This is a genomic window from Halomonas sp. KM072 (assembly GCF_050710315.1).
Lineage (GTDB): Bacteria > Pseudomonadota > Gammaproteobacteria > Pseudomonadales > Halomonadaceae > Vreelandella > Vreelandella hamiltonii.
On the sequence record NZ_CP136132.1, the window covers coordinates 2,122,597 to 2,145,553 of the forward strand.

26 protein-coding genes and 1 pseudogene are annotated in these 22,957 nt (G+C 60.3%); 14 read left to right on the forward strand and 13 right to left on the reverse strand.

Features of this window, described 5'->3' with window-relative positions:
* Positions 1-45 precede the first annotated feature (45 nt).
* Both RVM26_RS10090 and RVM26_RS10095 read right to left on the reverse strand, forming a co-directional pair.
* Entirely contained in the window at positions 46-1,518 is a 1,473-nt protein-coding gene (locus tag RVM26_RS10090) for a TolC family protein (protein ID WP_498938455.1), read from the reverse strand.
* A 147-nt stretch (positions 1,519-1,665) separates the two neighbouring features.
* Positions 1,666-3,624 carry a sigma 54-interacting transcriptional regulator gene (locus RVM26_RS10095; RefSeq protein WP_498941732.1) on the reverse strand — a complete coding sequence of 653 codons (1,959 nt, stop codon included), beginning with the start codon at positions 3,622-3,624 and terminating at the stop codon, positions 1,666-1,668.
* Between the two features lie 300 nt (positions 3,625-3,924).
* On the opposite strand from RVM26_RS10095, the gene RVM26_RS10100 reads away from it, so the two are divergent.
* The 5 genes from RVM26_RS10100 (at position 3,925) to RVM26_RS10120 (ending at position 8,026) form a co-directional block, all read left to right on the forward strand.
* Complete coding sequence (locus RVM26_RS10100; RefSeq protein WP_498938457.1) at positions 3,925-5,343, forward strand: CmpA/NrtA family ABC transporter substrate-binding protein; 1,419 nt, start codon at positions 3,925-3,927, stop codon at positions 5,341-5,343.
* A gap of 2 nt (positions 5,344-5,345) precedes the next feature.
* A complete protein-coding gene (ntrB, locus tag RVM26_RS10105) occupies positions 5,346-6,203 on the forward strand; it encodes a nitrate ABC transporter permease (RefSeq protein WP_287807879.1) in 858 nt (285 codons plus the stop codon).
* 10 nt (positions 6,204-6,213) lie between these two features.
* A complete protein-coding gene (locus RVM26_RS10110; protein ID WP_287807881.1) occupies positions 6,214-7,170 on the forward strand; it encodes an ABC transporter ATP-binding protein in 957 nt (318 codons plus the stop codon).
* A complete protein-coding gene (cynS, locus tag RVM26_RS10115; protein WP_058576935.1) occupies positions 7,163-7,603 on the forward strand; it encodes a cyanase in 441 nt (146 codons plus the stop codon). The genes RVM26_RS10110 and cynS overlap by 8 nt, the downstream gene beginning before the upstream one ends.
* Before the next feature lie 111 nt (positions 7,604-7,714).
* Positions 7,715-8,026: a YqfO family protein gene (locus tag RVM26_RS10120; protein WP_016914566.1), complete on the forward strand. Its 312-nt coding sequence runs from the start codon at positions 7,715-7,717 to the stop codon at positions 8,024-8,026.
* A 20-nt stretch (positions 8,027-8,046) separates the two neighbouring features.
* On the opposite strand, the gene RVM26_RS10125 is transcribed toward RVM26_RS10120, so the two are convergent.
* Entirely contained in the window at positions 8,047-8,604 is a 558-nt protein-coding gene (locus RVM26_RS10125) for an NUDIX hydrolase (protein WP_039176467.1), read from the reverse strand.
* Positions 8,605-8,699: 95 nt separating this feature from the next.
* Here RVM26_RS10125 and RVM26_RS10130 point away from each other — a divergent pair, with 95 nt between their 5' ends.
* The 4 genes from RVM26_RS10130 to RVM26_RS10145 are packed head-to-tail and all read left to right on the forward strand — an operon-like array spanning position 8,700 to position 12,196.
* Positions 8,700-9,371, forward strand: coding sequence for a CoA pyrophosphatase (locus tag RVM26_RS10130; protein ID WP_287807885.1), 672 nt, complete (start codon positions 8,700-8,702; stop codon positions 9,369-9,371).
* A complete protein-coding gene (locus RVM26_RS10135; RefSeq protein WP_287807887.1) occupies positions 9,368-10,036 on the forward strand; it encodes a 2OG-Fe(II) oxygenase in 669 nt (222 codons plus the stop codon). The genes RVM26_RS10130 and RVM26_RS10135 overlap by 4 nt, the downstream gene beginning before the upstream one ends.
* Positions 10,037-10,040: 4 nt before the next feature.
* Positions 10,041-11,570, forward strand: a complete 1,530-nt coding sequence (locus tag RVM26_RS10140; RefSeq protein ID WP_287807889.1) for a PAS domain-containing sensor histidine kinase — start codon at positions 10,041-10,043, stop codon at positions 11,568-11,570.
* Positions 11,570-12,196 (forward strand): response regulator transcription factor, encoded by a 627-nt coding sequence (locus RVM26_RS10145; RefSeq protein ID WP_144981724.1) that lies wholly within the window; start codon positions 11,570-11,572, stop codon positions 12,194-12,196. The genes RVM26_RS10140 and RVM26_RS10145 overlap by 1 nt, the downstream gene beginning before the upstream one ends.
* 3 nt (positions 12,197-12,199) lie before the next feature.
* Here RVM26_RS10145 and RVM26_RS10150 read toward each other — a convergent pair whose 3' ends face one another.
* A complete protein-coding gene (locus RVM26_RS10150) occupies positions 12,200-13,162 on the reverse strand; it encodes a L,D-transpeptidase family protein (RefSeq protein WP_498938461.1) in 963 nt (320 codons plus the stop codon).
* Between the two features lie 206 nt (positions 13,163-13,368).
* Positions 13,369-13,791, reverse strand: a complete 423-nt coding sequence (locus RVM26_RS10155) for an OsmC family protein (RefSeq protein ID WP_100731618.1) — start codon at positions 13,789-13,791, stop codon at positions 13,369-13,371.
* A gap of 150 nt (positions 13,792-13,941) precedes the next feature.
* Between RVM26_RS10155 and RVM26_RS10160 the strand changes: the two are divergent.
* A pseudogene (locus RVM26_RS10160) lies at positions 13,942-14,676 on the forward strand (DMT family transporter); the annotation flags it as partial.
* Here RVM26_RS10160 and RVM26_RS10165 read toward each other — a convergent pair.
* Positions 14,630-15,478: an MOSC domain-containing protein gene (locus RVM26_RS10165; RefSeq protein WP_498938463.1), complete on the reverse strand. Its 849-nt coding sequence runs from the start codon at positions 15,476-15,478 to the stop codon at positions 14,630-14,632. The pseudogene RVM26_RS10160 and the gene RVM26_RS10165 overlap by 47 nt on opposite strands.
* A 127-nt stretch (positions 15,479-15,605) precedes the next feature.
* Between RVM26_RS10165 and RVM26_RS10170 the strand changes: the two genes are divergently transcribed.
* The 4 genes from RVM26_RS10170 (at position 15,606) to RVM26_RS10185 (ending at position 17,861) form a co-directional block, all read left to right on the forward strand.
* The gene (locus tag RVM26_RS10170) at positions 15,606-16,055 is read left to right on the forward strand and encodes a MarR family winged helix-turn-helix transcriptional regulator (RefSeq protein WP_498938465.1); all 450 of its coding nucleotides are present in this window, start codon (positions 15,606-15,608) and stop codon (positions 16,053-16,055) included.
* Between the two features lie 112 nt (positions 16,056-16,167).
* Complete coding sequence (locus RVM26_RS10175; protein ID WP_498938467.1) at positions 16,168-16,593, forward strand: organic hydroperoxide resistance protein; 426 nt, start codon at positions 16,168-16,170, stop codon at positions 16,591-16,593.
* 183 nt (positions 16,594-16,776) lie between these two features.
* Entirely contained in the window at positions 16,777-17,637 is an 861-nt protein-coding gene (gene yghU, locus RVM26_RS10180) for a thiol:disulfide oxidoreductase (protein ID WP_498938469.1), read from the forward strand.
* A gap of 23 nt (positions 17,638-17,660) precedes the next feature.
* A complete protein-coding gene (locus tag RVM26_RS10185) occupies positions 17,661-17,861 on the forward strand; it encodes a DUF2798 domain-containing protein (RefSeq protein ID WP_081139096.1) in 201 nt (66 codons plus the stop codon).
* A gap of 214 nt (positions 17,862-18,075) precedes the next feature.
* On the opposite strand, the gene RVM26_RS10190 is transcribed toward RVM26_RS10185, so the two are convergent.
* The 7 genes from RVM26_RS10190 to RVM26_RS10220 all read right to left on the reverse strand — a co-directional run bounded on the left by RVM26_RS10190 (position 18,076) and on the right by RVM26_RS10220 (position 22,902).
* Positions 18,076-18,393 carry a DUF6693 family protein gene (locus tag RVM26_RS10190; protein ID WP_498938471.1) on the reverse strand — a complete coding sequence of 106 codons (318 nt, stop codon included), beginning with the start codon at positions 18,391-18,393 and terminating at the stop codon, positions 18,076-18,078.
* 53 nt (positions 18,394-18,446) lie between these two features.
* Positions 18,447-18,767: a hypothetical protein gene (locus RVM26_RS10195; RefSeq protein WP_498938473.1), complete on the reverse strand. Its 321-nt coding sequence runs from the start codon at positions 18,765-18,767 to the stop codon at positions 18,447-18,449.
* A 38-nt stretch (positions 18,768-18,805) separates the two neighbouring features.
* Entirely contained in the window at positions 18,806-19,783 is a 978-nt protein-coding gene (locus tag RVM26_RS10200; protein ID WP_498938475.1) for a lipid A deacylase LpxR family protein, read from the reverse strand.
* Positions 19,784-19,931: 148 nt separating this feature from the next.
* Positions 19,932-20,471, reverse strand: coding sequence for a YaeQ family protein (locus RVM26_RS10205; protein ID WP_039176533.1), 540 nt, complete (start codon positions 20,469-20,471; stop codon positions 19,932-19,934).
* A 174-nt stretch (positions 20,472-20,645) separates the two neighbouring features.
* Positions 20,646-21,344, reverse strand: a complete 699-nt coding sequence (locus RVM26_RS10210; RefSeq protein ID WP_100731630.1) for a glutathione S-transferase family protein — start codon at positions 21,342-21,344, stop codon at positions 20,646-20,648.
* Positions 21,345-21,411: 67 nt separating this feature from the next.
* A complete protein-coding gene (locus tag RVM26_RS10215) occupies positions 21,412-22,029 on the reverse strand; it encodes a LysE family translocator (protein ID WP_016914594.1) in 618 nt (205 codons plus the stop codon).
* A 99-nt stretch (positions 22,030-22,128) separates the two neighbouring features.
* A complete protein-coding gene (locus RVM26_RS10220; protein ID WP_081139088.1) occupies positions 22,129-22,902 on the reverse strand; it encodes an enoyl-CoA hydratase/isomerase family protein in 774 nt (257 codons plus the stop codon).
* Between the last annotated feature and the right edge of the window lie 55 nt (positions 22,903-22,957).

Here is a 22,957-nt window from a genome sequence, read left to right on the forward strand (position 1 = left end):
TTTCTGTACGTAGACGGATCGCGGGCGTGCCCCCATTGGCCCCTCTCAGGCGCCTGGGGTAGGAGGAGCACCAATGTCCATCGCGCGCTGGTAAGTATCAGGCGTGTTGCTTTCAGGCAGGGTGAAGTTGACGCTGTCACCGGTCAGCCAGGCATTGACTTCCTCGATGGCCGCCACGTCCAGCATGCCCGACTGCTGGCGCAGCGACATCAGATTCACCACGTAGTCGTAGCGCGCTTCGGCGTAGCTGGCGATGGCGTTATAGAGGTTCTGCTCGGCATTCAGCACATCGACGATATTGCGGGTACCCACCTCGTAGCCTGCGCGCGTCGCTTCCAGAGCGCTGCGGGTAGACACGATGGCCTGGCGGCGAGCGTCCACGGTTTCCACGTTATTGCTGACCTGGGTGTACAGCGAGCGCACCTGTTGAATCGTGGTGCGGCGCTGGGACTCGAAGTCGTACTGGCTACTTTCGAGCTGGAAGGTGCCCTGGCGAATACGCGCACTGGTGCTGCCACCGGTGTAAATCGGCAGGTTGGCGGAAACGCCTACCTGGCTAGAAGAGTTGTAGCCACTGACCACATCGCTGTCGCTTTCCGAGTATTGATAGTTGGCGAACGCCTGCACGGTGGGTAGACGCCCTGCCCGGGCGATTTCCACACCGGCCCGAGACAGCTCGATACCTGCCCGCTGGGCCAGTACCTGCGGGTTGCGCTCCAGTGCCTGGTCGACCCAATAGTCACGGTCGGTGGGCGCAGGGAGCGCAATCGGCATGGCGTCACCCAAGGCATCGATGTTGGCGTAACGCTGCCCGGTCAACTGCTCCAGCGCTTCGAACGCCACTTGCAGGCTGCTCTCGGCGGCAATGCGGTCGGCCCGAGACTGGTCGAAGCTGGCCCGCGCCTCTTCCACTTCGGTAATCGCAATCAGCCCGACCTCGAACTGCTCGCGGGCCTGTTCCAGCTGGCGGCCAATGGCGCGCTCTTGCGCCTGACGCGCTTCCAGAACCTCATGGGCACGCAGAATATCGAAGTAGGCGCTGACCACGTCGATGAGCAGCTGCTGTTCCGTCGCGGCCAAAAGGTAGACCTGCTGATCGATCTGGCGCTCGGCCTGATTGAGCTCCTGGCGCGTCACGGCATTGAACAGCGCCTGAGTCGCTTCCAACGACAGCGATGCGGTGTTGTAACGGTCATCGCTGACCCCCGCCGCGGCCTGGTCGGCACCCACGCCGACGCCCGCCCCCCGCGCAGAGCCCTGGCTTTCGTACTGCTGGTTGTGCACGACACTACCGGAGGCATTCACCTGAGGCAGCAAGCCGCCGCGCGCCACGTCCCGGCCCGCTTCCACGCCAGAAAATTCGGCGCGTGCCGAGGCAAGGGCAGCGTTGTTGTTCAACGCATCGCGGGTGATGGTGACCAGGTCGGCCGCTTGGGCAGGCAGAATGAAGGAGGAGGTCAGCACGGCCAGTAGCAAGGGGCGTAAAGGGGCATTGACTGCCCAGTGTGCTAGTCGCATGGGATTGCCTCTAGGTGTCAACGTTGGAAGATGCGCAGTGCCAGTCTAAAAGAGTGGGCATTATAGTTACATTCATGTATGTATGCTAGCCTTGAACTTGGCGAATTTGTGTGTACAAAGTGCCTGCCCAGCCCAGCACCTTTTACCTTAGTCCAATGCACCGTTGGCAGGGGGCTTTTTACATTCACGACGCCTGAATCGACGCGGGTCGATGCCCCACTTTTGCAACCGGGAGGCCAGCGTCGTCGGTTTGACGCCCAATAGCTCCGCCGCCCCACCCGCGCCAGAGATCTTGCCCTGTGTCGATGCCAGCGCCTTCAGCACGTTGTCCCGCTGGTGCTGCTGTAGCGCCTGTTCGGTCATCGGTGTCTCGGCAAGAGGCTCGGCGCCCTTGTCACGCTCCGCCATGACCTGCCCCGGCACACTGGGCTCCGACGGCAACAGGTCGTCGAAGCAGAGTCGGCGGTCCTGAGTCACGATCACCTGTCGTTCGATGACGTTTTCGAGCTCGCGGATATTGCCAGGCCATGGGTAGAGAGTCAGCAGCTCCAACTGGGCGGGGGGAATACGCACGCCCGGCTTGTTGAACTTCAAGCAGGCGCGGTGCAGAAAATGTCGCGCCAGCAAGGGCACATCCTCGATGCGCTTGCGCAGCGGCACTGAATCGATGGGAAACACGTTGAGCCGGAAATAGAGATCCTCTCGGAAATGCCCGGCGTCGATCATCTCTTTCAAATCACGGTTGGTGGCCGCAATCACGCGCACGTCCACCTCGCGGGTGCGGTTGTCCCCCACTCGCTCGAACTGCTGATCCTGCAATACGCGCAGCAGCTTGCTCTGCAGCTCCAGCGGAATTTCTCCTACCTCGTCAAGAAACAGCGTGCCGCCGTGGGCCAGCTCGAAACGCCCCGGACGATCCTGCATCGCTCCGGTAAAGGCCCCTTTGACATGGCCAAAGAACTCGCTTTCGAACAGATCTCGCGGTATGGCGGCACAGTTGACTCGAATCAGCGGCCGGTCGCTGCGCCCACTTCCGGCATGAATAGCCCTGGCAATCAGCTCCTTGCCCGTGCCGGACTCACCGCTGATCAAGACGTTGGCCCCGGTCGGTGCCACCATGGCAATCTGCTGGATCAATTTGGCCACCGCCGGGCTGTTGCCCACGATATTGCGGTGATTGACCTCTGCCTTGATCTCCTCCTGTAGGTATTCGTTCTCCAGCTCCAGCCGCCGCTTCAGCGACTCGACCTCCTCCAGGGCATCGCGCAGCTGCTGCTCTGCCCGCTTGCGTTCGCGGATATCGCGAAACAGCACCACGGCCCCCACCAGCCGCCCCATTTCGAAAATGGGGGTGCTCGTATACTCGACGGGAATCGCCTCACCGTTCTTGTGCCAGAACACTTCATCGTCGACGTGGTGCACCTGGCCATCGCTGAACGAGGCATGAATGGGGCACTGCTGCACCGGGAAATGCGAGCCATCGGCATGGGTGTGGTGAAACATCAAATGCGCATCGTGGCCCACCATATCCTCGGTGCTCCAGCCCAGAATGCGCTCGGCCGCTGGATTGACGAAAGTGGTTCTGCCCTGCGCATCCAGCCCGTAGATGCCCTCTCCGGCAGCGCTGAGAATCAGCTGGTTCTGCCTTTCGATTCGCTCGAACACCTGCTCGACGCGCTGCCACCCTACATCCCCCTGGCGATGCTGACGCCCCAGCTCGGCCCGGGCGCGCCGCTGCTCGGCCTTCTGCCGGTCGATCAGGGTCAACAACAGCCGCGGGGTGTCCGGCAAACGCTCACCGAAGACTTCTACCCGGCGTGGCTGACGCACGCTGTCCAGCACCACCAGGTCATCCGACCACGCCTGCCCGGTAGTCAATACCTCATCGGTAAAGCTGACCCACAGCGGCAAGGAGGCACTCAACCGATGGCTGAACGGAGACGCCCGCCAATCGCCCTCTTCCAGCATCAACAGTTGGCAGGCCGCCGCATTGGCAGCCACCAGCTCATCGGCCAGCGGGTCGATCACCAGCATGGCCAGCGGGGCATGGCTGGCCATGAGCTTGAGCGACGGCTCGCTCATCAACGGCTCGGTCGTCATGGGCATGGGGGGCATCTGCATCTCCTGGCGATGGCGGCGACATACCCACTACCCATACAAACAACGGGCCAATAACGATATTTCGTCATTTAAACAACGAAATATCGTTATTAACGAAAAATCGTTGTTTTCAAGCATGGCCTCCAAGATTCCACCAAACACCACAACTTATTGAATTTATGAATCTTTAAACAAAACAGACAGTTGTGGCACACAAGTCGCACTACCGAAACAGTGCCGCAACGCTCTGTTTCGCACCAAGACGGCGCAGCTAGAAGCCCATTTGCTCCTGAGAGGTGAACGCCCATGAAAGAGAACAATGACCACAGCAGTCTCGGCAACCCTTTCGATCACCGTCAATCGCTGATCCATGGCAGCCAGTGTGATTGCCACCAGTGCCACCCTGCCCGCCCCAGCGTATCTTCCCATCAGGCCACCCTGGCCGGTGGCGAAGCGCCGCCCAGCAATGCCGAACAGATCATGGACCGGGTCGTGGAGAGCGCGCTGGTTCGTGGCATCTTTGGCCATAGCGACATGCACCGCCGGCAATTCATGAAGCTGGTGGGTGGCGGCACCACGGCGGCAGCCCTGGCCACATTGCTGCCCATGGAGTCGATCAAGGCGGCGGTCAAGGAGAGCTTGGGCCCGCTGGAGAAAACCGAGCTGGACATCGGCTTCATTCCGATCACCTGCGCCACGCCCATCATCATGGCCCACCCCATGGGGTTTTATGAGCGTTACGGCCTGAACGTCAATGTGATCAAGACCGCGGGCTGGGCGCTGATTCGCGATAACTCGCTGAACGACCGGTACGATGCCGCCCACATGCTCTCCCCCATGCCGCTGGCTATGAGCCTGGGGGCAGGCTCGACCCAGCGGGCCTTCGTGACGCCTGCCATCGAGAACGTCAATGGGCAAGCCATCGTGCTGCACAACGACCACCAGGACAAGCGTGACCCGCAGCAGTGGAAAGGCTTCACCTTCGGTGTGCCCTTCGAGTACTCCATGCACAACTTCCTGCTGCGCTACTACGTGGCCGAGCATGGCCTGGACCCGGATCAGGACATTCAGATTCGCGTCATTCCGCCCCCCGAAATGGTCGCCAACCTGCGCGCGGGCAACATCGATGGGTTTCTCTCCCCCGACCCGTTCAATCAGCGCGCCGTGTTCGAACGCATCGGCTTCATCCACCTGCTCACCAAGGAGATCTGGGACGGCCACCCGTGCTGCGCCTTTGCCACCAGCGCTCGCTTTGCCCAGCAAAACCCCAACACCTACGGCGCGCTGCTGCGGGCGATCATCGATGCCACCCAATACTCTTCCGACCCAGCCAACCGTTCGGAAATCGCCGAGGCCATTGCCCCGACCAACTACCTGAACCAGCCGGTCACGGTGATCGAGCAGGTGCTGACAGGGCGCTTTGCCGATGGCCTGGGCAATGTTCAGAACGTGCCGGAACGGATCGACTTCGACCCCTTCCCCTGGCACTCCATGGCCGTCTGGATCCTGACCCAGATGAAACGCTGGGGCTACATCGAGGGCAGCGTCGATTATCAGCAGATTGCCCGGGATGTCTTTTTGGCCAGCGAAGCACGCACGGTGATGAACGAGCTGGGCTACGACGCCCCCGAAGAGACCTCGCGCAACTACCAGATCATGGGCAAGACCTTCGACTACACCGACCCCGAAGGGTATCTGGCCAGCTTTGATATCCGCAGGAGCTAATCATGGACCGTACCACTACCGACTGGAACATCAGCCTGAATGCACGGGCTGCCTTGTTGGCCTTCGTCCTGCTTGCCGTGCTGCTGGGGCTATGGGAAGGACTCGACCGCTCGCCGCTGCTGGGCGGCACGGAAGAGCTGAGCGAGTACGAACTGCTGCTGGGCGGGGCCGATGAAACGGCCCGCGTTCCCCCGCCGTCGGCGATTTTCGAGCGGGCCTGGGAGCAGCTTTCCAACCCTTTCTATGATGCAGGCCCCAACGACAAGGGGATCGGCATCCAACTGGGTTACTCCCTTTACCGCGTGCTCAGCGGCTATCTCATGGCCGCCGTGGTGGCGATCCCCATCGGCTTTCTGATTGGCATGTCACCGCTGGCGTATAAAGCGCTCAACCCGTTCATTCAGGTCTTGCGGCCGATTTCTCCCTTGGCCTGGATGCCTCTGGCGCTGTTCATCATTCGGGATGCCGAAGCCTCGGCCATCTTCGTGATCTTTATCTGTTCCATTTGGCCGATGCTGCTCAATACCGCCTTTGGCGTGGCTGGCGTGCGCAGCGACTGGGTGAACGTGGCACGCACCCATGAACTGTCGCCGCTGCAAACGGCCTTCAAGGTGATTCTGCCTGCGGCCGCACCCACCATTCTGACCGGCATGCGGATCTCCATTGGCATCGCCTGGCTGGTTATCGTGGCTGCCGAGATGCTGGTGGGCGGCACCGGCATTGGCTACTACGTCTGGAACGAGTGGAACAACCTCGATTTAACCAGCGTGATCTTCTCCATCCTGATGATCGGCGTGGTGGGCATGCTGCTGGATATGTCGCTTGCCTATATTGCCCGCTTTGTCACTTACGCCGAATAAGGAGCCGACCATGAGTCATGCTTTTGTAGAGGTACAAAAAGCCGCCAAGCGCTTCCCCGGCGCCAGTAAAGAGGCGGAACCGCTGACGGTGTTCGAGAACATCAGTTTTCAGCTCGAGAAAGGCGAATTCGTGTGCATCATCGGCCACTCTGGCTGCGGTAAGTCCACCATCATGAACGCGCTGGCCGGGCTGGATCAGTTCTCGGAAGGTTCCATGGTCATGGAGAACAAAGAGATCAGCGGCCCTGGCCTTGAGCGCGGCGTGGTGTTCCAAAACTACAGTCTGCTGCCCTGGCTCACCGCGTTGGAAAATGTTCGTTTCGGCGTACGCGCCCGCTGGAAAGCGTGGAGCGACCGGGAAGTCACCGACCACAGTATGAAGTACCTGGAGATGGTCGGTTTGAAAGAGGTGGTGGACCGTAAGCCCTCCCAACTATCCGGTGGTATGCGCCAGCGGGTGAGCATCGCCCGGGCGTTTGCCACCAAGCCCAAACTGCTGCTATTGGATGAGCCGTTTGGCGCGCTGGATGCGCTGACCCGTGGGGTGATTCAAGACGAGCTGATCAAAATCTGGAGCCAGGATCAGCAAACCGTGTTCATGATCACCCACGATGTGGACGAAGCGATCTTACTGGCCGACCGCATCTTCCTGATGACTAACGGCCCCCAGGCGCGTATCGCCGAAGCAGTGGAGATTGACCTACCTAGGCCGCGCCAGCGGGCGAGCATCGTCAAACACCCGCACTTCTACAAAATTCGTAATTACCTGGTCGATTTCCTGGTGAACCGCTCCAGCGAGCTGCGCACCCAGGAGTTCGACGGCCAAGGCCTGCGCTATCCCACGCCGGTCAACCCGGTGCAACTCGAGGATGCCGAGGCCACCACTGATTCAACCCCGGCATCCCCTGCCACCGAACCACAAGAAAACCTAGTGAAGTTCACTCCCAAGGAGGTCCGTCATGGATAAGCTCGAAATGCGTCATACCCTGCTGGCTGCCAAGGCCCGTAAAAAAATGAGTTGGGACGACATTGCCAGCGCTGTGGGCATGTCACCGGTATGGGTTGCCTCTGCGTGTTACGGCATGAACAGCGCCAGCGCAGATGTCGCCCATAAGCTTTGCGACGTGCTAGAAGTAGAGAGCGATGTGGCCACCGCGCTCACGGCCTTCCCAACAAAGGCGTGGGATGAGGCGATCCCCCAAGACCCCTTCATCTACCGGCTCTACGAAGTGGTCGGCGTGTACGGCGAAACGCTGAAAGACGTGGTGCAGGAGAAGTTTGGCGACGGCATCATGAGCGCCATCGACTTCACCATGGAAATGGAAAAGATCGAAGACCCCAAGGGCGACCGCGTGCTGCTCACCCTGAACGGCAAGTTCCTGCCTTATAAATCCTGGTAAGCCAGCGACAGAGCACCGCCCCCTGACAGGGTGGCGGTGCCCAACCTACCGCCAAATCGCGTATCATGTGGCCCTCTGCTGACTTTCGCCGCTCAAAAAGGGTCATGATCCATGTATAAACTCGCTTTTTTTGTTCCTGTCGACCATGTAGAGAGCGTCAAGCGCGCCGTGTTCGACGCGGGTGCGGGGCGTATCGGTGATTATGAGCACGTCTGTTTCCAGACCCGCGGCACCGGCCAGTTTCGGCCGATGGAGGGCGCCGAACCGCATATCGGTCAGGTAGGCACCCTGGAGCGGGTGGAAGAGTTCAAGGTGGAGCTGGTCTGTGACGACGCGCACATCCAGGCGGCCATTGCCGCCCTCAAGCTGGCCCACCCCTACGAGGAAGTGGCCTACGACGTGTGGCAGCTGGCCAACCTGTAGGCGCCGCCTCCGCTGCCCCATCAGGCACTGCCGAAGTAGCGCTCGCGGTCTTCGGGTGTGATCTTGCTGATGTGCAGCGGAAATTCCGCCTGCTGGCGATCTTCGAAGTAGTGCCGCAGGGTCCGCTCGATGGTGGGGAAGGCCAGCGCGTCCCAGGGGATTTCGTGCTCTTCGAAAAGCGCCACCTCCAGGCTTTCTGGCCCGGCACTGAAGCCACCCACCAGGTCGGCGCGAAAAATCATGTAGACTTGATTGATGTGCGGCAGGTCGATCAAGGTGTACAGGTCTCCCAGCGCGACTTCGGCGAAGGCCTCTTCCCAGGTCTCCCGGGATGCGGCCTGCTGCGTGGTTTCGGCGTTTTCCATATAGCCTGCCGGCAGCGTCCAGTACCCTTTGCGCGGCGCAATGGCGCGTTTGCACAGCAAGACCTTCGAGCCGCTCACCGGCAGCGTACCCGCCACAATGCGCGGATTCTGGTAGTGAATGGTACCGCAGGCATCGCACAGGTAGCGGGGGCGGTCATCTCCTTCAGGCACCGCAAAGCGGACTTTTTCACCACACTGACTACAAAAGTTCATCGCGTTTTCTCTATGGCTGGAAGGGCGAGCTATCAACGCGCTTGACGCTGATCGTCATGGCTGGGTAAAAGAGAACAAAGTCACGGGAATCCCCTATGTTAGAGAAACTGCGCAAACAGCTGCAACTGCATACGCCTCAACGGCTGGACCACGTTACTCTGCCAGAGGCCGCCGTCTTGATGCCCATCGTCGAGCGGCCGTCGCCGACGCTGCTGTTTACCCGCCGCGCGGGCCACTTGAATACCCACAGCGGCCAGGTCGCTTTCCCCGGCGGCAAGCGCGAAGCCACCGATGCAGACCTCTACGCCACCGCACTGCGGGAGGCTCAGGAAGAGATTGCGCTAGCACCGCAGGCAGTGCAACCGCTGGGGCGCCTGTCCGATGTGATTTCGCTGCACGGGATACGGGTCACTCCCTGGGTAGGCCTGATCCCCCCCGACCTGCCATTGGTGGCAGACCCGGCGGAGCTGGATGCCATTTTCGAAGTGCCGCTCAGCCACTTTCTGGAGGACCAGCGCACCCATACCGATGTCATCACCGTGGATGGCGTCGCTCACTACGTGCCCAGCTACCGAGTAGACAGCCACGTGATCTGGGGGCTCTCGGCCATGATGCTGGTGGAGCTGCTGGCCGAAGGGTTCGGCATGGACATCGACCTTTACCGCCGCCCGGTCGGCGCCTTGCGCCACTACCCCGAAAGGCGCTCTCCTCAGCGCCCAGCCGCCGTCAATCGCAACGACAAGCCAGTCACGAGACACACCAAATGATCGCTTCCATGGACACCCGCCCCCATGCCCTTGCCCTAGAGGCCCACGTGGCCCTGGTCGACGCCCTGGTGGAACAGGGCTGGTACGTGGGCCAGGGGGTCATCGACCCGGCCCTGTGCCAGGCGCTGCAAGGCGAGCTGCTGCATCTGGCGGCCCACGATGCGCTCGATGAAGCAGGCATCGGACGCGGTCAGCAGCACCTGCTGCGCAAGGATATTCGCGGCGACGCCATCCACTGGCTGGACCGTGAAAGCGAAGCCCAGCGGCACTATCTCGATGCCATGACCGAGCTGCAGCGCTCGTTGAATCAGGCGCTGTTTCTTGGCCTGTTCGAGTACGAGGCACATTTTGCCCACTACCCTGCCGGGGCTTTTTACCAACGCCATCTGGACAGCTTTCGCGGGCGGGCCAATCGCGTCATCTCGACCGTCGGCTACCTCACCCCCGACTGGCCCGCCGATGGCGGAGGCGAAATGGTCATCTACGACCCCGATGACCCCAGCCGGGAAGTGGCCCGGGTCGTGCCCGAAGCGGGAACGTTCGCCTGCTTTTTATCGGAAACCATCCCCCACGAAGTGCTGCCCACGCGCCTGCCGCGCACCAGCATTGCTGGCTGGTTCCGCCGCAATGCCTCGCTGGGTGGCGTGCTGGACCCCGCGCGATAACGCCATGACCACACCGCTGGAAGCCCGCCTGCAAGCAGAAATCGCCTCGTTGCAGGCGCGCAATGCCGCCCTGGAAGAGGAGAAGCGCCACTACCAGTGGCTGGCGGAAAGCACCACCGACCTGATCTCTCGGCATGCCCGAGACGGCACGTTTCTGTATGCCTCTCAAGCCGCCCGCGATCTGCTGGGGTACGCGCCCGAGGAGTTGATTGGCGTCTCGGCTTATCAGCTATTTCATCCCGCCGACCTGAGCGCGCTGCTCAACAAGTCGCCACGGGTTTATTACCATGATGGGTTCTACCAGCAGACCTATCGCTTTCGCGCCAAGGCGGGCCATTACGTGTGGTTTGAAACCACCAGCCGGACCCGACGAGACGCCAACACGGGGGAGCTGCTGGACATTCTCTGCGTCTCCCGGGATGTGGGGCGTCGCATCGAAGCCGAAGCCACCCGGGAGCGCCTGGCAAAGGTGGTCGAGTCCACCACCGACTACGTGCTGTTTCTGGGGCCTGACCAGCGGGTATTCAGCGCCAACGAAGCCGCTCGGCGCTGCCTGGCGCTACCCACCGAGGCCTTGCAAGTCCCCCTGGACACTGTGTACTCCTGCGAGTCGCTGCGGCTGCTCCGGCAGGTGGTCTTTCCTGCCGTCGAGCGTTACGGTTCCTGGAGCGGCGAGCTGGAGATACGTGCGCCAGATGCCCTGCTGCCCGTGCTCAGCGTCGTGTTGGCCCACCGGGCTCAGGGCGCCGAACCCGGCCACTTCGCACTCATCAACCGCGATATCAGCGCGCGCAAGCAGGCCGAAGCCCAGGCGCTCCGCCATCAGGAACAAATTGCCCATGCCAACCGGCTGGCGGCCGCGGGTGAGCTGGCCTCCAACATTGCCCACGAGTTGAACCAGCCGCTGGGCGCCATCGCCAACTACGCCAGCGGCGCGCTGATGCAGTGCCAACAGCAACCTGCCCCCTCTGCCGAAGCGCTGCGCCTGCCGCTGGAACGTATCAACCAGCAGGTCGAACGTCTGGCGCAACGTTTGCGGCATCTGCGCAGCTTCGTACGCAAACGCAGCCATCGTGTGCATCCGGTCGCGCTGGCTCCGGTGATCGAGGCGGCCTGCCAGCTCTGCGAGTGGCAGTATCAGCAGGCTGCAATCCCTTTGCAGCGCCAGCTACCCGACGAACTCCCCAGGGTCTACGGCGACCCCATCGCCCTGGAGCAGGTGCTGGTCAACCTGCTGCTGAATGCGCTGACCGCCAGCCGCGACATGCCCGACCGCCCTGGCGTGGTGATCACCGCGCGACCCAGCGGGCATCGGCAGCTGACCCTGAGCGTTGAAGACCAAGGGCCAGGCGTGCCCGACACCCAGCGCCCGCATATCTTCGATGCCTTTTACACCACTCGGGACGATGGGCTAGGCATGGGCCTGGCCATCAGCCGAACCCTGCTGGAAAGCATGGGCGGCGCCCTGACGCTTCGCGACTGCCCCCAAGGGGCCTGTTTTGAGGTACTGCTACGTACGGAGACAGACACTTGATGGAACCGCCCCTTTCCACCATTGCCGTGGTCGATGACGACACCGCCCTGCGCGAATCCCTGGTGTGGCTGCTGTCGTCGGTCGGCCTGACTGCCCAGCCCTTTGCCAGTGGAGACGCGTTTCTGGCGGCCCAGCGCGATCACATAGCCGTCCTGCTACTGGATGTTCGTATGCCCGGCCTCAGCGGCCTCCAGGTACAGCAGGCGCTGTTGGATCAACAGGACACCTTGCCGATCATCATGATGACCGGCCACGGCGATGTTCCCATGGCGGTGGCCGCCCTGAAAGCCGGGGCGTTCGAGTTCATCGAGAAGCCCTTCAACCACCAGCAGATCATCGAAATCGTGCAGCGAGCCCTGGAGCACGCTCGCCAACGGCATCAGGCACAGGCGCAAGTGGCTAGCCTGAAGGCGCGCTACAGGTCGCTCAAGCCGAAAGAGCAGCAGATCATGGCCCACGTGGCACATGGGTTGACCAACCGGGAAATTGCCGAGCAGATGGAGGTGAGCCCTAAAACCGTGGAAGTCTATCGGCTGAGGGCCATGAAAACGATGCAGGCGGGCAATGTGGCAGACTGGGTGCGTCAGGCGGTAGCGCTGGGCCTGGTGGCTGCGCTACCGCCCTGAGCATTAGCTGAGAGGTACGATTTGACCGTTGGCTTCTTCGAGCACGCGGCTGACCTGCTCGTAGTTGGCACTGCCCTGGCCGTTATGCTCTTCGATCAGGCCAATCACATTCAGCAGGGTGTCCATGCCGAAAGCCTTCTCGTCGGTAGAGGAAAATGCCTGAATATAGGCATTGCCCTGCTCGCTCCAGCCCAGCTTGATGGGGGCATCGATGATATTGACCTGAGTGCCGACAGGCACGCGCCAGAAGATCGACTCGATATCGTCCCCGTGCATCCGGATACAGCCTCGGCTAGCGCGCATACCGATGCCGTCCGGCTGGTTGGTCCCGTGAATCAAGTAGCCCGGTATATCGAGCAGAATGGCGAACTGCCCCAGCGGGTTATCAGGGCCCGGAGGCACGACAGCCGGTGGCGGGTCGCCCCGCTCGGCGGCCTCACGACGAATGGACGCCGGCGGATACCAGGCAGGATTTTCGAGCCGCATGGTGGTCTTGGTAATCCCCAGAGGCGTATTGTAGGCATCGCGCCCAATGCCGATGGGGTAGGTCTCGACCACGGCAGGCTCGCCAGCCGCCGCCTCGGGATAGTAGTAGAGGCGCAGTTCAGCGACATTGATCACGATACCGGTACGCGGCTCGTCAGGCAGAATGAACTGGCCGGGAATGGTCACCTCGGTACCTTCGCCAGGCACCCAGATACTGACATCCGGGTTGGCCATGCGGATCTCCTCGTAGCCCACGTTGTGAGCCCGGGCGATATCCAGCAACGTATCTTCATTGCTGGCCGTGACCGTGTAGATCTCGCCAATCATGTTGCCTGTTTCGGGCAGCAAAAAGTGCCCTTTGGGAAGCTCGCTGGCATTGGCCAACGCGCTGGTCGCCAGCAGCCAAGCGCTGACCGCCAGACTGCCTAAACAGGAGCGCTTGAGCCGTCGGCTGGCAGGGTAATGCGTCGTGGTCGTCATGGGTTCTCCTTTTTTACGGCTAATATGCCGACTGGCTACCGGTGGGTCAATCCGACAGACTGTCGCATGGGCAGGCGCTCTCACCTCTTTAATACCAACACTTGAATTCAATCCATGACAAAAAAATGGCCATTCATCTTGCAAACCAACTCGACCAAAAGTCAAAAGAAGCACTTGACGCCTTTTCCATAACACAAGTTATTAAATCAACCTTTTAACTTTGCGGTCATGGTAATCTCGGCATTCAACACTTTTGAAACAGGGCAGTTCTCTTTTGCCGTCTCTGCGGCTTCTTTAAAAGCGGCTTCATCCGCTCCGCTCACGCTGGCTTCTACTTCAAGATGAATTTTCGAAATATCGAAACCATTCGAGCCCTGTGACAGCGTTACGCTGGCCTGTGTATCGATGGACTCCGCAGTGTAGCCTTTTTCGCCAAGAATCATGGAGAGCGCCATGGAGAAACAGCCCGCATGGGCAGCACCGATCAGCTCTTCTGGATTGGTGCCCGGCGCGCCTTCGAAGCGCTGCTTGAACGAGTAGTTGGCGTCCAGCGCTCCACTTTCGGTGGATACATGCCCTTGGCCGTCCTTCAAACCACCTTCCCAACGTGCGCTTGCTTTGCTATCCATTCTGTTCTCCTTTCCCAGGGTAGTTCGCTAATGGCGAACTGAGCGCAAGAGAGCGTTCAGCCTTTTCAGGGTAGCTGATTTCTCCGGGGCTTGCCGAATGTCACGGCGTGATATCATCTGAGGACTCGCTGGTCATCGCCGCCAACTCGACGGGTGCACTGGCAGCATAAAGGGCCGCTACTTCTGCTGGGCGTGGTCAGCCATGTGCTGCCCTTTTCTCTACTAGCACTGGCAACCACGCGCCTGGAAGCAGGATTTACCTCGCTGCTCAACGCCACCACGCCTATTTTTACCGCGCTGCTGGGGGCGGCTTTTTTTGCCACGCCCGTGAAGCGCCAGCAATACCTGGGGCTGACGTTGGCGCTGGTGGGAGTTTATGTGCTGTCGGCACATCGTCTGGACTTCAGTTTGGGGGGAGACGGCTGGTTCATCGTGGCCGTGCTGGGGGCCACCTTCTGCTATGGGGTCGCAGGCAATTATTCGAAAACCCGGCTGGGCCATTTGCCCACGCGGGTACTGGCCGCAGGCAGCAGCGCCATGTCGGCGCTCGTGCTGCTGATCCCCGGCCTGCTGCTATGGCCCAACGAGCCCATCAGCACGCTGGCCTGGGGTAACGCCTTGGCCCTGGCGGTGCTGAGCACCGCCGTGGCCTTTCTACTTTATTTCGGACTGCTGGCCAGCGCCGGGGCCACCGCCACGTCCACGGTCACCTTTCTGGTGCCGGTGAGCGCGCTGCTGTGGGGCTATCTGCTGCTGGAAGAAACGCTCTCGCTGCAAGTAGTGCTCGGCATGGTGATTACGTTGATGGGCACCGCCGTGGCCACGGGGCTACTGCGCTTCAAACCTCGCGTGGTAATGCCGCTACGGCGTCCCCCACACGAATAGTGGCGCCCTGCCCCTTGGTCAGCGTGGCATTCTGGCCAAAAAAAGCGCCTTTCAGATGCGGCTGGGTATTGAGTGACAGCAGCGTCTTGAGTGGCTCGCCTTGGGCAGGGACCGCACCGGTCTGCTGATCCACAGTGGTGATCTTGCAGCGCTGGCAAGGCTTGCGCAGGGTGAGTTCGATACCACCAGTGGGTACTCGCAGCCCGGCCCAGCGGTCTTCCGCCCAAGCGGTGGCACACTCCACCACGATGTTGGGCCGGAACCGGTTCATGGGGATGGGGGACTGCCCAGAAGCCACCAGTGCCTGATTGAGCGCATCCAGCGAGCCGGTGGTGGTAACCAGGAAAGGGTAGCCGTCCGAGAAGAAAGTATCCGCGCTGTCGCCTGCCAGGAAGTCCGCTTCCACGGGCCGTGGAAAGTCGCTGGCAAAGCGCACCAGACTCAAGCCCCGGGCCGTATCCCCCAGGGCAGCCTCCAGCCATCGGGAGACTTCCTCGCCTTCCGGGAGCGCCTTGCAGTGATCGTTCCAGACGGTCACGTGGCGCAGATTACCTTGCGGCTCATCCAGTGAAATGGCGATAGGCGTCAGCGACGGATGCGAGAGCACCAGCGAGCGCTCGTCGAGAGCCACGCCTATGGTGGCCAGGGCGGGCAGCTGACGCTGGGTGACGAAACGCTGCTGCGCATCGACCAGCATCCAGCGCCGATCCCAGGCCAACCCGTGGGTGTAGAGCTCGCTCTGTTGCAGGTCGATCCCCTTGAGCGACTTGACCGGATAGACCGTCAGTTGAGTGATATTCACGGCAGCCTCATTTGAAGAATAAAAAATGGTGATTTGCGACCAACGTCCAGGGTTGTCTAAAAAGTCAGATAGTAAGTAGACGCTGGGCACGATACATTACCTTTCACGTCAACACCTCGGAGAAGACATGACAGAACTTGAGCCCTGCAACGAACTGGAGCTGGACCAGCAGCTCTGCTTCGCGCTGTACTCAACGTCGCTGATAATGACCAAAACCTACAAGCCACTGCTCAAGGAGCTAGGGCTCACTTACCCGCAATACCTGGCCATGCTGGTGCTATGGGAAAACGATGGGATTACCGTAGGTACATTGAGCAAGCGCTTGCTTACCGATCCGGGTTCGCTCACCCCGCTGCTCAAACGGCTGGAAAACGAGGCGTTGATCAAACGCCAGCGCAGCACCCAGGATGAGCGTGTGGTCGAGCTGTTGCTGACCGACAAGGGCCGCGCGCTACGCGCCCAAGCGCAGCATATTCCGGGCTGCATCATCAAGGCCAGCGAACACTCTGCCGACGCCTTGCGTGAGCTGAAAGACGACTTGATTGCGCTTCGTCAGCGCCTGCAGTCGAACCAGTAAACGCGAATGACACTGTCTTTTGAGTGACTCCATATTTATCTTGCGCGCAAGTTAAAATAACACTAAATTAAAGTCTCTTTTTCCAAACTCGCTCATACCCTTGGAGACGCCCATGTCTATCGAAACCATTGCTTATCGCGCCCATGCCCACGCTACTGGCGGCCGCGAAGGCCACGCCAAGTCTTCTGACGGCGCTCTGGATGTCAAGCTGAGCACGCCGAAGGAACTGGGGGGCGCTGGCGGTGCTGGCACCAACCCGGAACAGCTGTTTGCCGCAGGCTACTCTGCCTGCTTCCTGGGTGCCTTGAAGCACGTTGCCAACCAGGAGAAGGTAAAGCTGCCTGCAGACACACAGATCGATGGCAGCGTGGGTATTGGTGCCATTCCTACCGGGTTTGGCATCGAAGTGGAGCTCAAGATCAGCCTGCCGGGCCTGGAAAAAGATGTTGCGCAGTCGCTGGTCGATAAAGCCCACATCGTGTGCCCATACTCCAATGCCACCCGTGGCAACATCGACGTCACTCTGACATTGGTGTAAATGCTTGAAACGCCTCTGACCTGTCTTTCGCAGGTCAGAAACAGCCTGCCCCCTTCTGCCAGCGTTGCCTTTGTTCTGCCCTTGCCATTTAATTAACTCGCTAACGACACACCCTTGTAGCCAGGCTCAAGCGCCCCAATCGATTCACTACGACAACGCATGACCGCTAAACGCGAGGACCTCATGAGCGATCCAACCTATACGCCGCCCAAGGTATGGCAATGGGAACCCGGCAACGGTGGCAAATTTGCCAACATCAACCGCCCCGTCGCAGGTGCCACCCACGATAAACCTCTACCCGTCGGCAAGCATCCGCTGCAGCTTTACTCGCTGGCCACGCCTAACGGCGTCAAGGTCACCGTGATGCTCGAAGAGCTGCTGGAAAAAGGCATCACCGACGCCGAGTACGATGCCCACCTGATTCAGATCGGTGAAGGCGACCAGTTTGGTAGCGGGTTCGTGGAGGTGAACCCCAATTCGAAGATCCCGGCACTGATGGACCACAGCGTTCAGCCACCCCAGCGGGTCTTCGAGTCAGGGGCCATCCTGCTCTATCTGGCCGAAAAATTTGCTGCCTTTCTGCCCAGCGACCCCGCCAAGCGTACCGAATGCCTTTCCTGGCTGTTCTGGCAGATGGGCAGCGCACCGATGCTGGGCGGCGGCTTTGGGCATTTTTATGCCTATGCGCCGGAAAAGTATCAGTACCCTATCGACCGCTACACCATGGAAGTGAAGCGCCAACTGGACGTACTCGACCGCCACCTGGCAGACAACCGTTATATGGCGGGCGACGAATACACGATTGCCGACATGGCGATCCACCCCTGGTATGGCGCACTGGTCAAGAACCGTGTGTATGAGGCAGCCGAATTTCTGGAGGCCCACACCTACACCCACGTGCTGCGCTGGACCGAAGAGATCGATGCCCGCCCCGCCGTGCAACGGGGCCGCATGGTCAACCGTACCTGGGGGGAACCCCATGAGCAGCTTCATGAACGCCACGATGCCAGCGACTTTACTGAAAAAACCGAAGGCAAGCGTTAATTCGCGTACCAGGAAAACGTACGATGTTCGATCCGAAATACGCCCAGCTGATATTTTCATGCCTCATGGCGCTGTTCATGTCATGCATCATGTCGCTGGTGATTACGCTATATAACGTGGGACTCGTGGATGGGATTGTGATGATTTGGCTCAAAGCGTCGACCCACGAAGAGACCCAAAAAGGCAACGGGGCCTGCTCATCGCAGGCCCCGTTGTTCATGTAGCGAACTCATGTAGCAAGTTCATGTGGCGGTATGCCGCCGTATCTCACGCGGCACGTATATCAAAACTGATAGCGTACGTTGGCCGTGACGCGGCGATGATCACCGTAGCCACAGTCGCTTCCGTCATAGCGGCACCAGGAGATGTACTCTTCGTAACGTGCACCGATGAAAGAGAGTGCCCGCTGACAGGCAGCGGGCGGAGGAACCAGCAGAACTACAGCACGCGTGAGTTGTTCAACGCGTAGTTCCAGACGCGGTAAAAGTAGAAGATATAGCCAACCCCCAAGGTGATAAACGAAATCACCATCCACAGGATGATATGGCCGATATTGCTGAAGATATTGATATCGCAGACCATTTTTCGCTCTACCCCACTGGCATGGTCGACCACGCTAGTACGATTGATGACAAAGCGAGCAAAGGAGTAGGGAAAGAAAAACAGCGCGATCCCCAGCGTAAAAATCGTCAGTAACAGCCACACCAGCAGGTGGCCCACGATATCCAGAATGGACAGATTGGCTTTGATGGTCACAGGGTGCCTATCGATGCAGTAAGAGTGGCGTGCAGATTACCACACGCCGGGATTCAGGAGCGCGCGGCCCACCAGTCGACATAGGAGCTGTTGTGGGGAGTGAGACCGCCTTCGTCCGGTGCTCCATCCTGCCACCAGACAGGCCCCCGCTCACCCAGTGCTTCCTTGGCTTCCTGCACGGCCTGACGTGCCTGGCGAAGCGCGTGCTCATCGTCATGCTGTTGGGCACTGCGCACCGCACGCCGCGCCTTCATCAACGCTTTGACATGAAGACGCCGGGTGTCTTCCGAGAGACGCGGATCGGTGCAGCGCCACAGCCGGTTCTTGGCAACGAAGTAACGTCCATCCGGTGTCTGTGGGTACTTGCTGCTCATGCTGCCCCTCTCGGTCGTTTGCGCGTCGGCCTACTGCACTAGAAACGCTTGGTCAGCATCATGGCGCCAAACACATCCTGCTCATCCTGCCCTTCGAACTCGCGGGTGCGCTGTACGACGGCGTAGGTCACCTGCCAGTCTTCCCAGGCCAGCGCCAAGCCCGTGGAGGCATCGGCGACCCACTCCTTGCGGTCTACCGAATGGCTATCGCGCACGGTATTGCCGTCCAGGGTCAGATTATGGGCCATGTAATAGCCTTCGACGCTGGCAAACAGATACCACTGCCAGCCACGGCTCTCGCTCATCAGATGGCGCGTACCGGGGTTGGGGGTCAGGGTGGGAATGCCTTGAGCGTCGTCTCCCCAGCGCACGCTGTAGCCAGCGCTGGCGTAGGTGTACAGGTTGCCCAACGCCGCGCCGACACTGGGGCCGTGAGCAAACTGTTTGCCCGCTAAAGGGGTGTCATGCCACCACTGGCGGCGCAGCGTCAGATTGATCAGCGCTTCGTCACCCAGCTGATTACGCCAGCCCCGCGGGCGGTCGCTATTGGTGACGCGGTGTACCTCACGCTGGATACTGTCAGCCAAGGAAGAGGGCCCCACCAAGCCCACATCGAGGTGCAGATCGGTGGCCCGCTGCCACTGCCCCACCGGCACATCTTCATATAGCGACACACCGCCGTATACCAGCCCTGCATAGGGGCGGTCATCTTCGATCAGGGAGCGCCGTTCGATGTTATCGGGCGTATAAATCTGGTGCACGAAGCGATACGTCACCCAGTCAGCCTGCCCCATCAACCCCGCTGGCAACGCCACGGCAAGCCGCTGCAGCCAGTTCTGTTCGGAGGGCGTCGTCATCCAGTTCAGCTCGAAGCCACTGGTGAAGTGGCCGTCATCACTGCTGGCCAGGCCATCATTTTCGAACTTGAGGGTCAAGGCACTGTCGCTGGCCATGGCTAGCGCAGGCAGCAGGCTAAACGGCAATACCAGGGCACGTAATACAGCAAAGGGTTTCATGGCTCGTTCCTTGAGTAACAAACATTGCTGATTGTATGTAATCTTGCAAAAAGATAGCAAGCTACTTTTATAGTCGTCTATGGCTCGCTCAACGCTGTTTCCACTTGCGCGGAGATTGGCGGTCATCCCTCACCGCCAATACCCTCGATCAGCGTTCGCGCAGCAGCCATTCAGGGGTGATTTCGTGCTGGCCGTTCTCATCGGTAATGAACAGCGCACCATCACTGATCATCACGGCCCAGTTGATGGCCCTGGGCAAGTTCGTTGCCACCGTGGACAGCGCATCGGCGGGTAACCCGGCCACGTGAACGTTCTTCAGCGATGCGACCGCAGGCAGCACTTTGCTCTCCCACAGGTCGACACGGCCATAGGCCAGCAGGGAAACCCGCTCGGCACGCCGAGAACACCAGGTCATGCGTTCGGCATCGGGAAGCCCTACTTCAATCCAGTGTAGCACTCGCCCGTCCAGGCTCTTCTCCCACAAGGCTGGCTCGTCCACGTCTGAGAGCCCGCGTCCAAAGGCCAGCGCTTCGCTGTACCACAGCAGGTAAGCGATCAGCCGTGTGCACAGGCGCTCTTCGGTTTCGGAAGGGTGGCGCGCCACCGTGAACCGCAGCGTTTCGTAGACATTGCGGTCCAGGTCGGTCAGGTTCACATCCACTTTGTAGGGGGTAGCACTTAGCGCCATCTGATGACTCTCAATCGTGTTGCGAAATATTAGAGGCGTCAGTGTAGCGGATTTACGCCCTCTCCGCGCCGTCCTCCCTCCAGCCCGGCACTTCCTGAACAGTACTTTCTGTACAGTACTTCCTGCACGGTACTTTCAGTACAGCACTTTCTGTACAGTACTTTCTTTAAAGTACTATGCGGTCGCCCGCTCGTCGCTCAGCAGCGTGGCCTGCTTCAGGGTCTCTTGTTCATGCATGGGCTCCCGCCAGGTCTCTTTCAGCGCCGCCGCATACCACGCCTGCATGGCAGGCAGAGCCAACAGGCGCTGCACGTAGGCCAGCGAGGCATCGCCCAGCGGAAGGCCAAAGGTTTGCACGCGAAACGCCACCGGGGCATAAAACGCGTCTACGGCGGTAAAGTGCTCACCCGCCAGAAAAGGGCCACCAAAACGCTCAAGCCCCTCCTGCCATAGCGCATCCAGCCGGGCCAGGTTGCTTTTCAGCCCAGGGGACATCGCGTTCATCGCTACCCGTACACCACAGTTCATCGAACACTCATCGCGCAGCGCTGCAAAGCCGCTATGCATCTCGGCACTGGCGGAGCGTGCCCAGGCCCGTGCGGCAAGCTGCTGTGGCCATACGTCAGGATGCGCTTCGGCCACGTACTCGACAATCGCCAGCGAGTCCCACACGGCCACCTCGTGTTCGCGATCGACCAGGCAAGGCACCAGCCCCGAAGGAGAAAAACGCTTGAAGGTCGCGAGGCTCTCGCCAAAGCCCCCTTCGAACGGCATCAGATGCTCGTTGAAGGGGATCTCCAGCGTTTTCAGCAGCACCCAAGGGCGCAGCGACCAGGAAGAGTAGTTCTTGTTGGCGATATACAGATCAAACATGGTGCGCTCCTTGTGGTGAACACGTCATTGATCGCTTTAGCGATTGATAGCCTTGCGAGTGATCGTTTTAGCGTGCCGCCTGAACCAGCGTATTTCCGCCCAGCCCCATCAGTACGCCGCCGCCCATCCGCTGTACCCAACGGGTGGAGCTATTGGACTTTTGCAGCCAAGCGCGCAGCGGGCTGGCCAGCAACACCACGACCACGTCCGCCGACGAAAACAGTACGTTGGTGGCTACCCCCAGCCACAGCAGTTGCCATGCCACCGGCAGAGCGCTGTCGGGCTGCACGAACTGGGGCAGGAACGCCACGAAGAACAGCGCCGTTTTGGGGTTGAGCACTTCTACCAGGAAACTATCGCGCAGCACCCGCCGGGTGGTGGCCAACGGCAGCTCATCGCCACTCGTGCGAATGCCCTGCCGCCACAAGCGCACGCCCATCCAGAGCAGATAGAGCCCACCGATGATCTTCATGGCGAGGTACGCAGGCGGAATGGCGGCAAACAGCAGGGCCAGGCCAAGCGCAGCCGCTATTACATGCACGTAGCAGCCTAGATGCACTCCCGCCACCGCCAGCCAGCCTGCGCGTCGGCCACGCCCCAGGGTTTGCGCAGCGGTATACAGCATCGCAGGCCCAGGCAAGTAGGCAAACCCCAGCGCGGCAACCACAAAAGCGGCCCACTGCATCGCGGTGACTCCTTTCTCTGAAAAATAGTAAGCCTGAGAATAAAATAAGGGGCGACGCATGCGCCACCCCTTGAATAAGTAAAACTCGAAAAACAAACCCTAGAAGTTGGGTTTACGCTTCTCGACAAACGCGCTCATGCCCTCTTTCTGCTCCTGGCCTGCAAAGCAGAAGGCGAACAGGCTGGTTTCCAGGGCCAGGGCGCTATCGAGGTCCTGGTCCATGCCGTCATGCACGGCCTGCTTGGCGCCGCGTACCGACTGCGGCCCGTTACCCTTCAGCTGCTTGGTAAGCTCTTCAACATAGCTCTCAAGCTCGGCCTGGGGCATTACCCGGTTGACGAGGCCGATGCGCAGCGCTTCCTGGGCATCGATCTTGCGCCCGGTCGTCACCAGGTCGATGGCCATGGCGGGACCGACTCGACGCGGCAAACGCTGGGTGCCGCCAAAGCCGGGAATGACGCCTAACAAGACTTCCGGCTGGCCGAAGATGGCGTTGTCGCTGGCGACGGCCCAGTCGCAGGCCAGCGCCAGTTCGCAGCCGCCGCCAAGGCAAAACCCGTTGACCAGCGCGACCACCGGCACGGGCAAGGTTTCCAGGCGTTTGATGGTGCGCAGTGCCTGGCTGGCAAAGGCGCGCGCTTCTTCCGGGGTTTTATCACGCATCTCGGTGATGTCTGCCCCGGCCACGAAGGATTTTTCCCCAGCGCCGGTAATCAATACCGCCCGCAGGCTGGGGTGAGCTTCCAACTCGACCAGGTGCGCTTCCAAAGCGCTGAGCACTTCGCTGTTCAGCGCGTTCAAGGCTTTGGGACGATTAATGGTCAGGCGTACCACGCCATCGTTATCAACCTTCTCGATCACTGCGTCGCTCATGGCGGCTCCTTAATTGTTATTGCGCGTAGAGGTGGTTACCACTCAACCCTAGCGA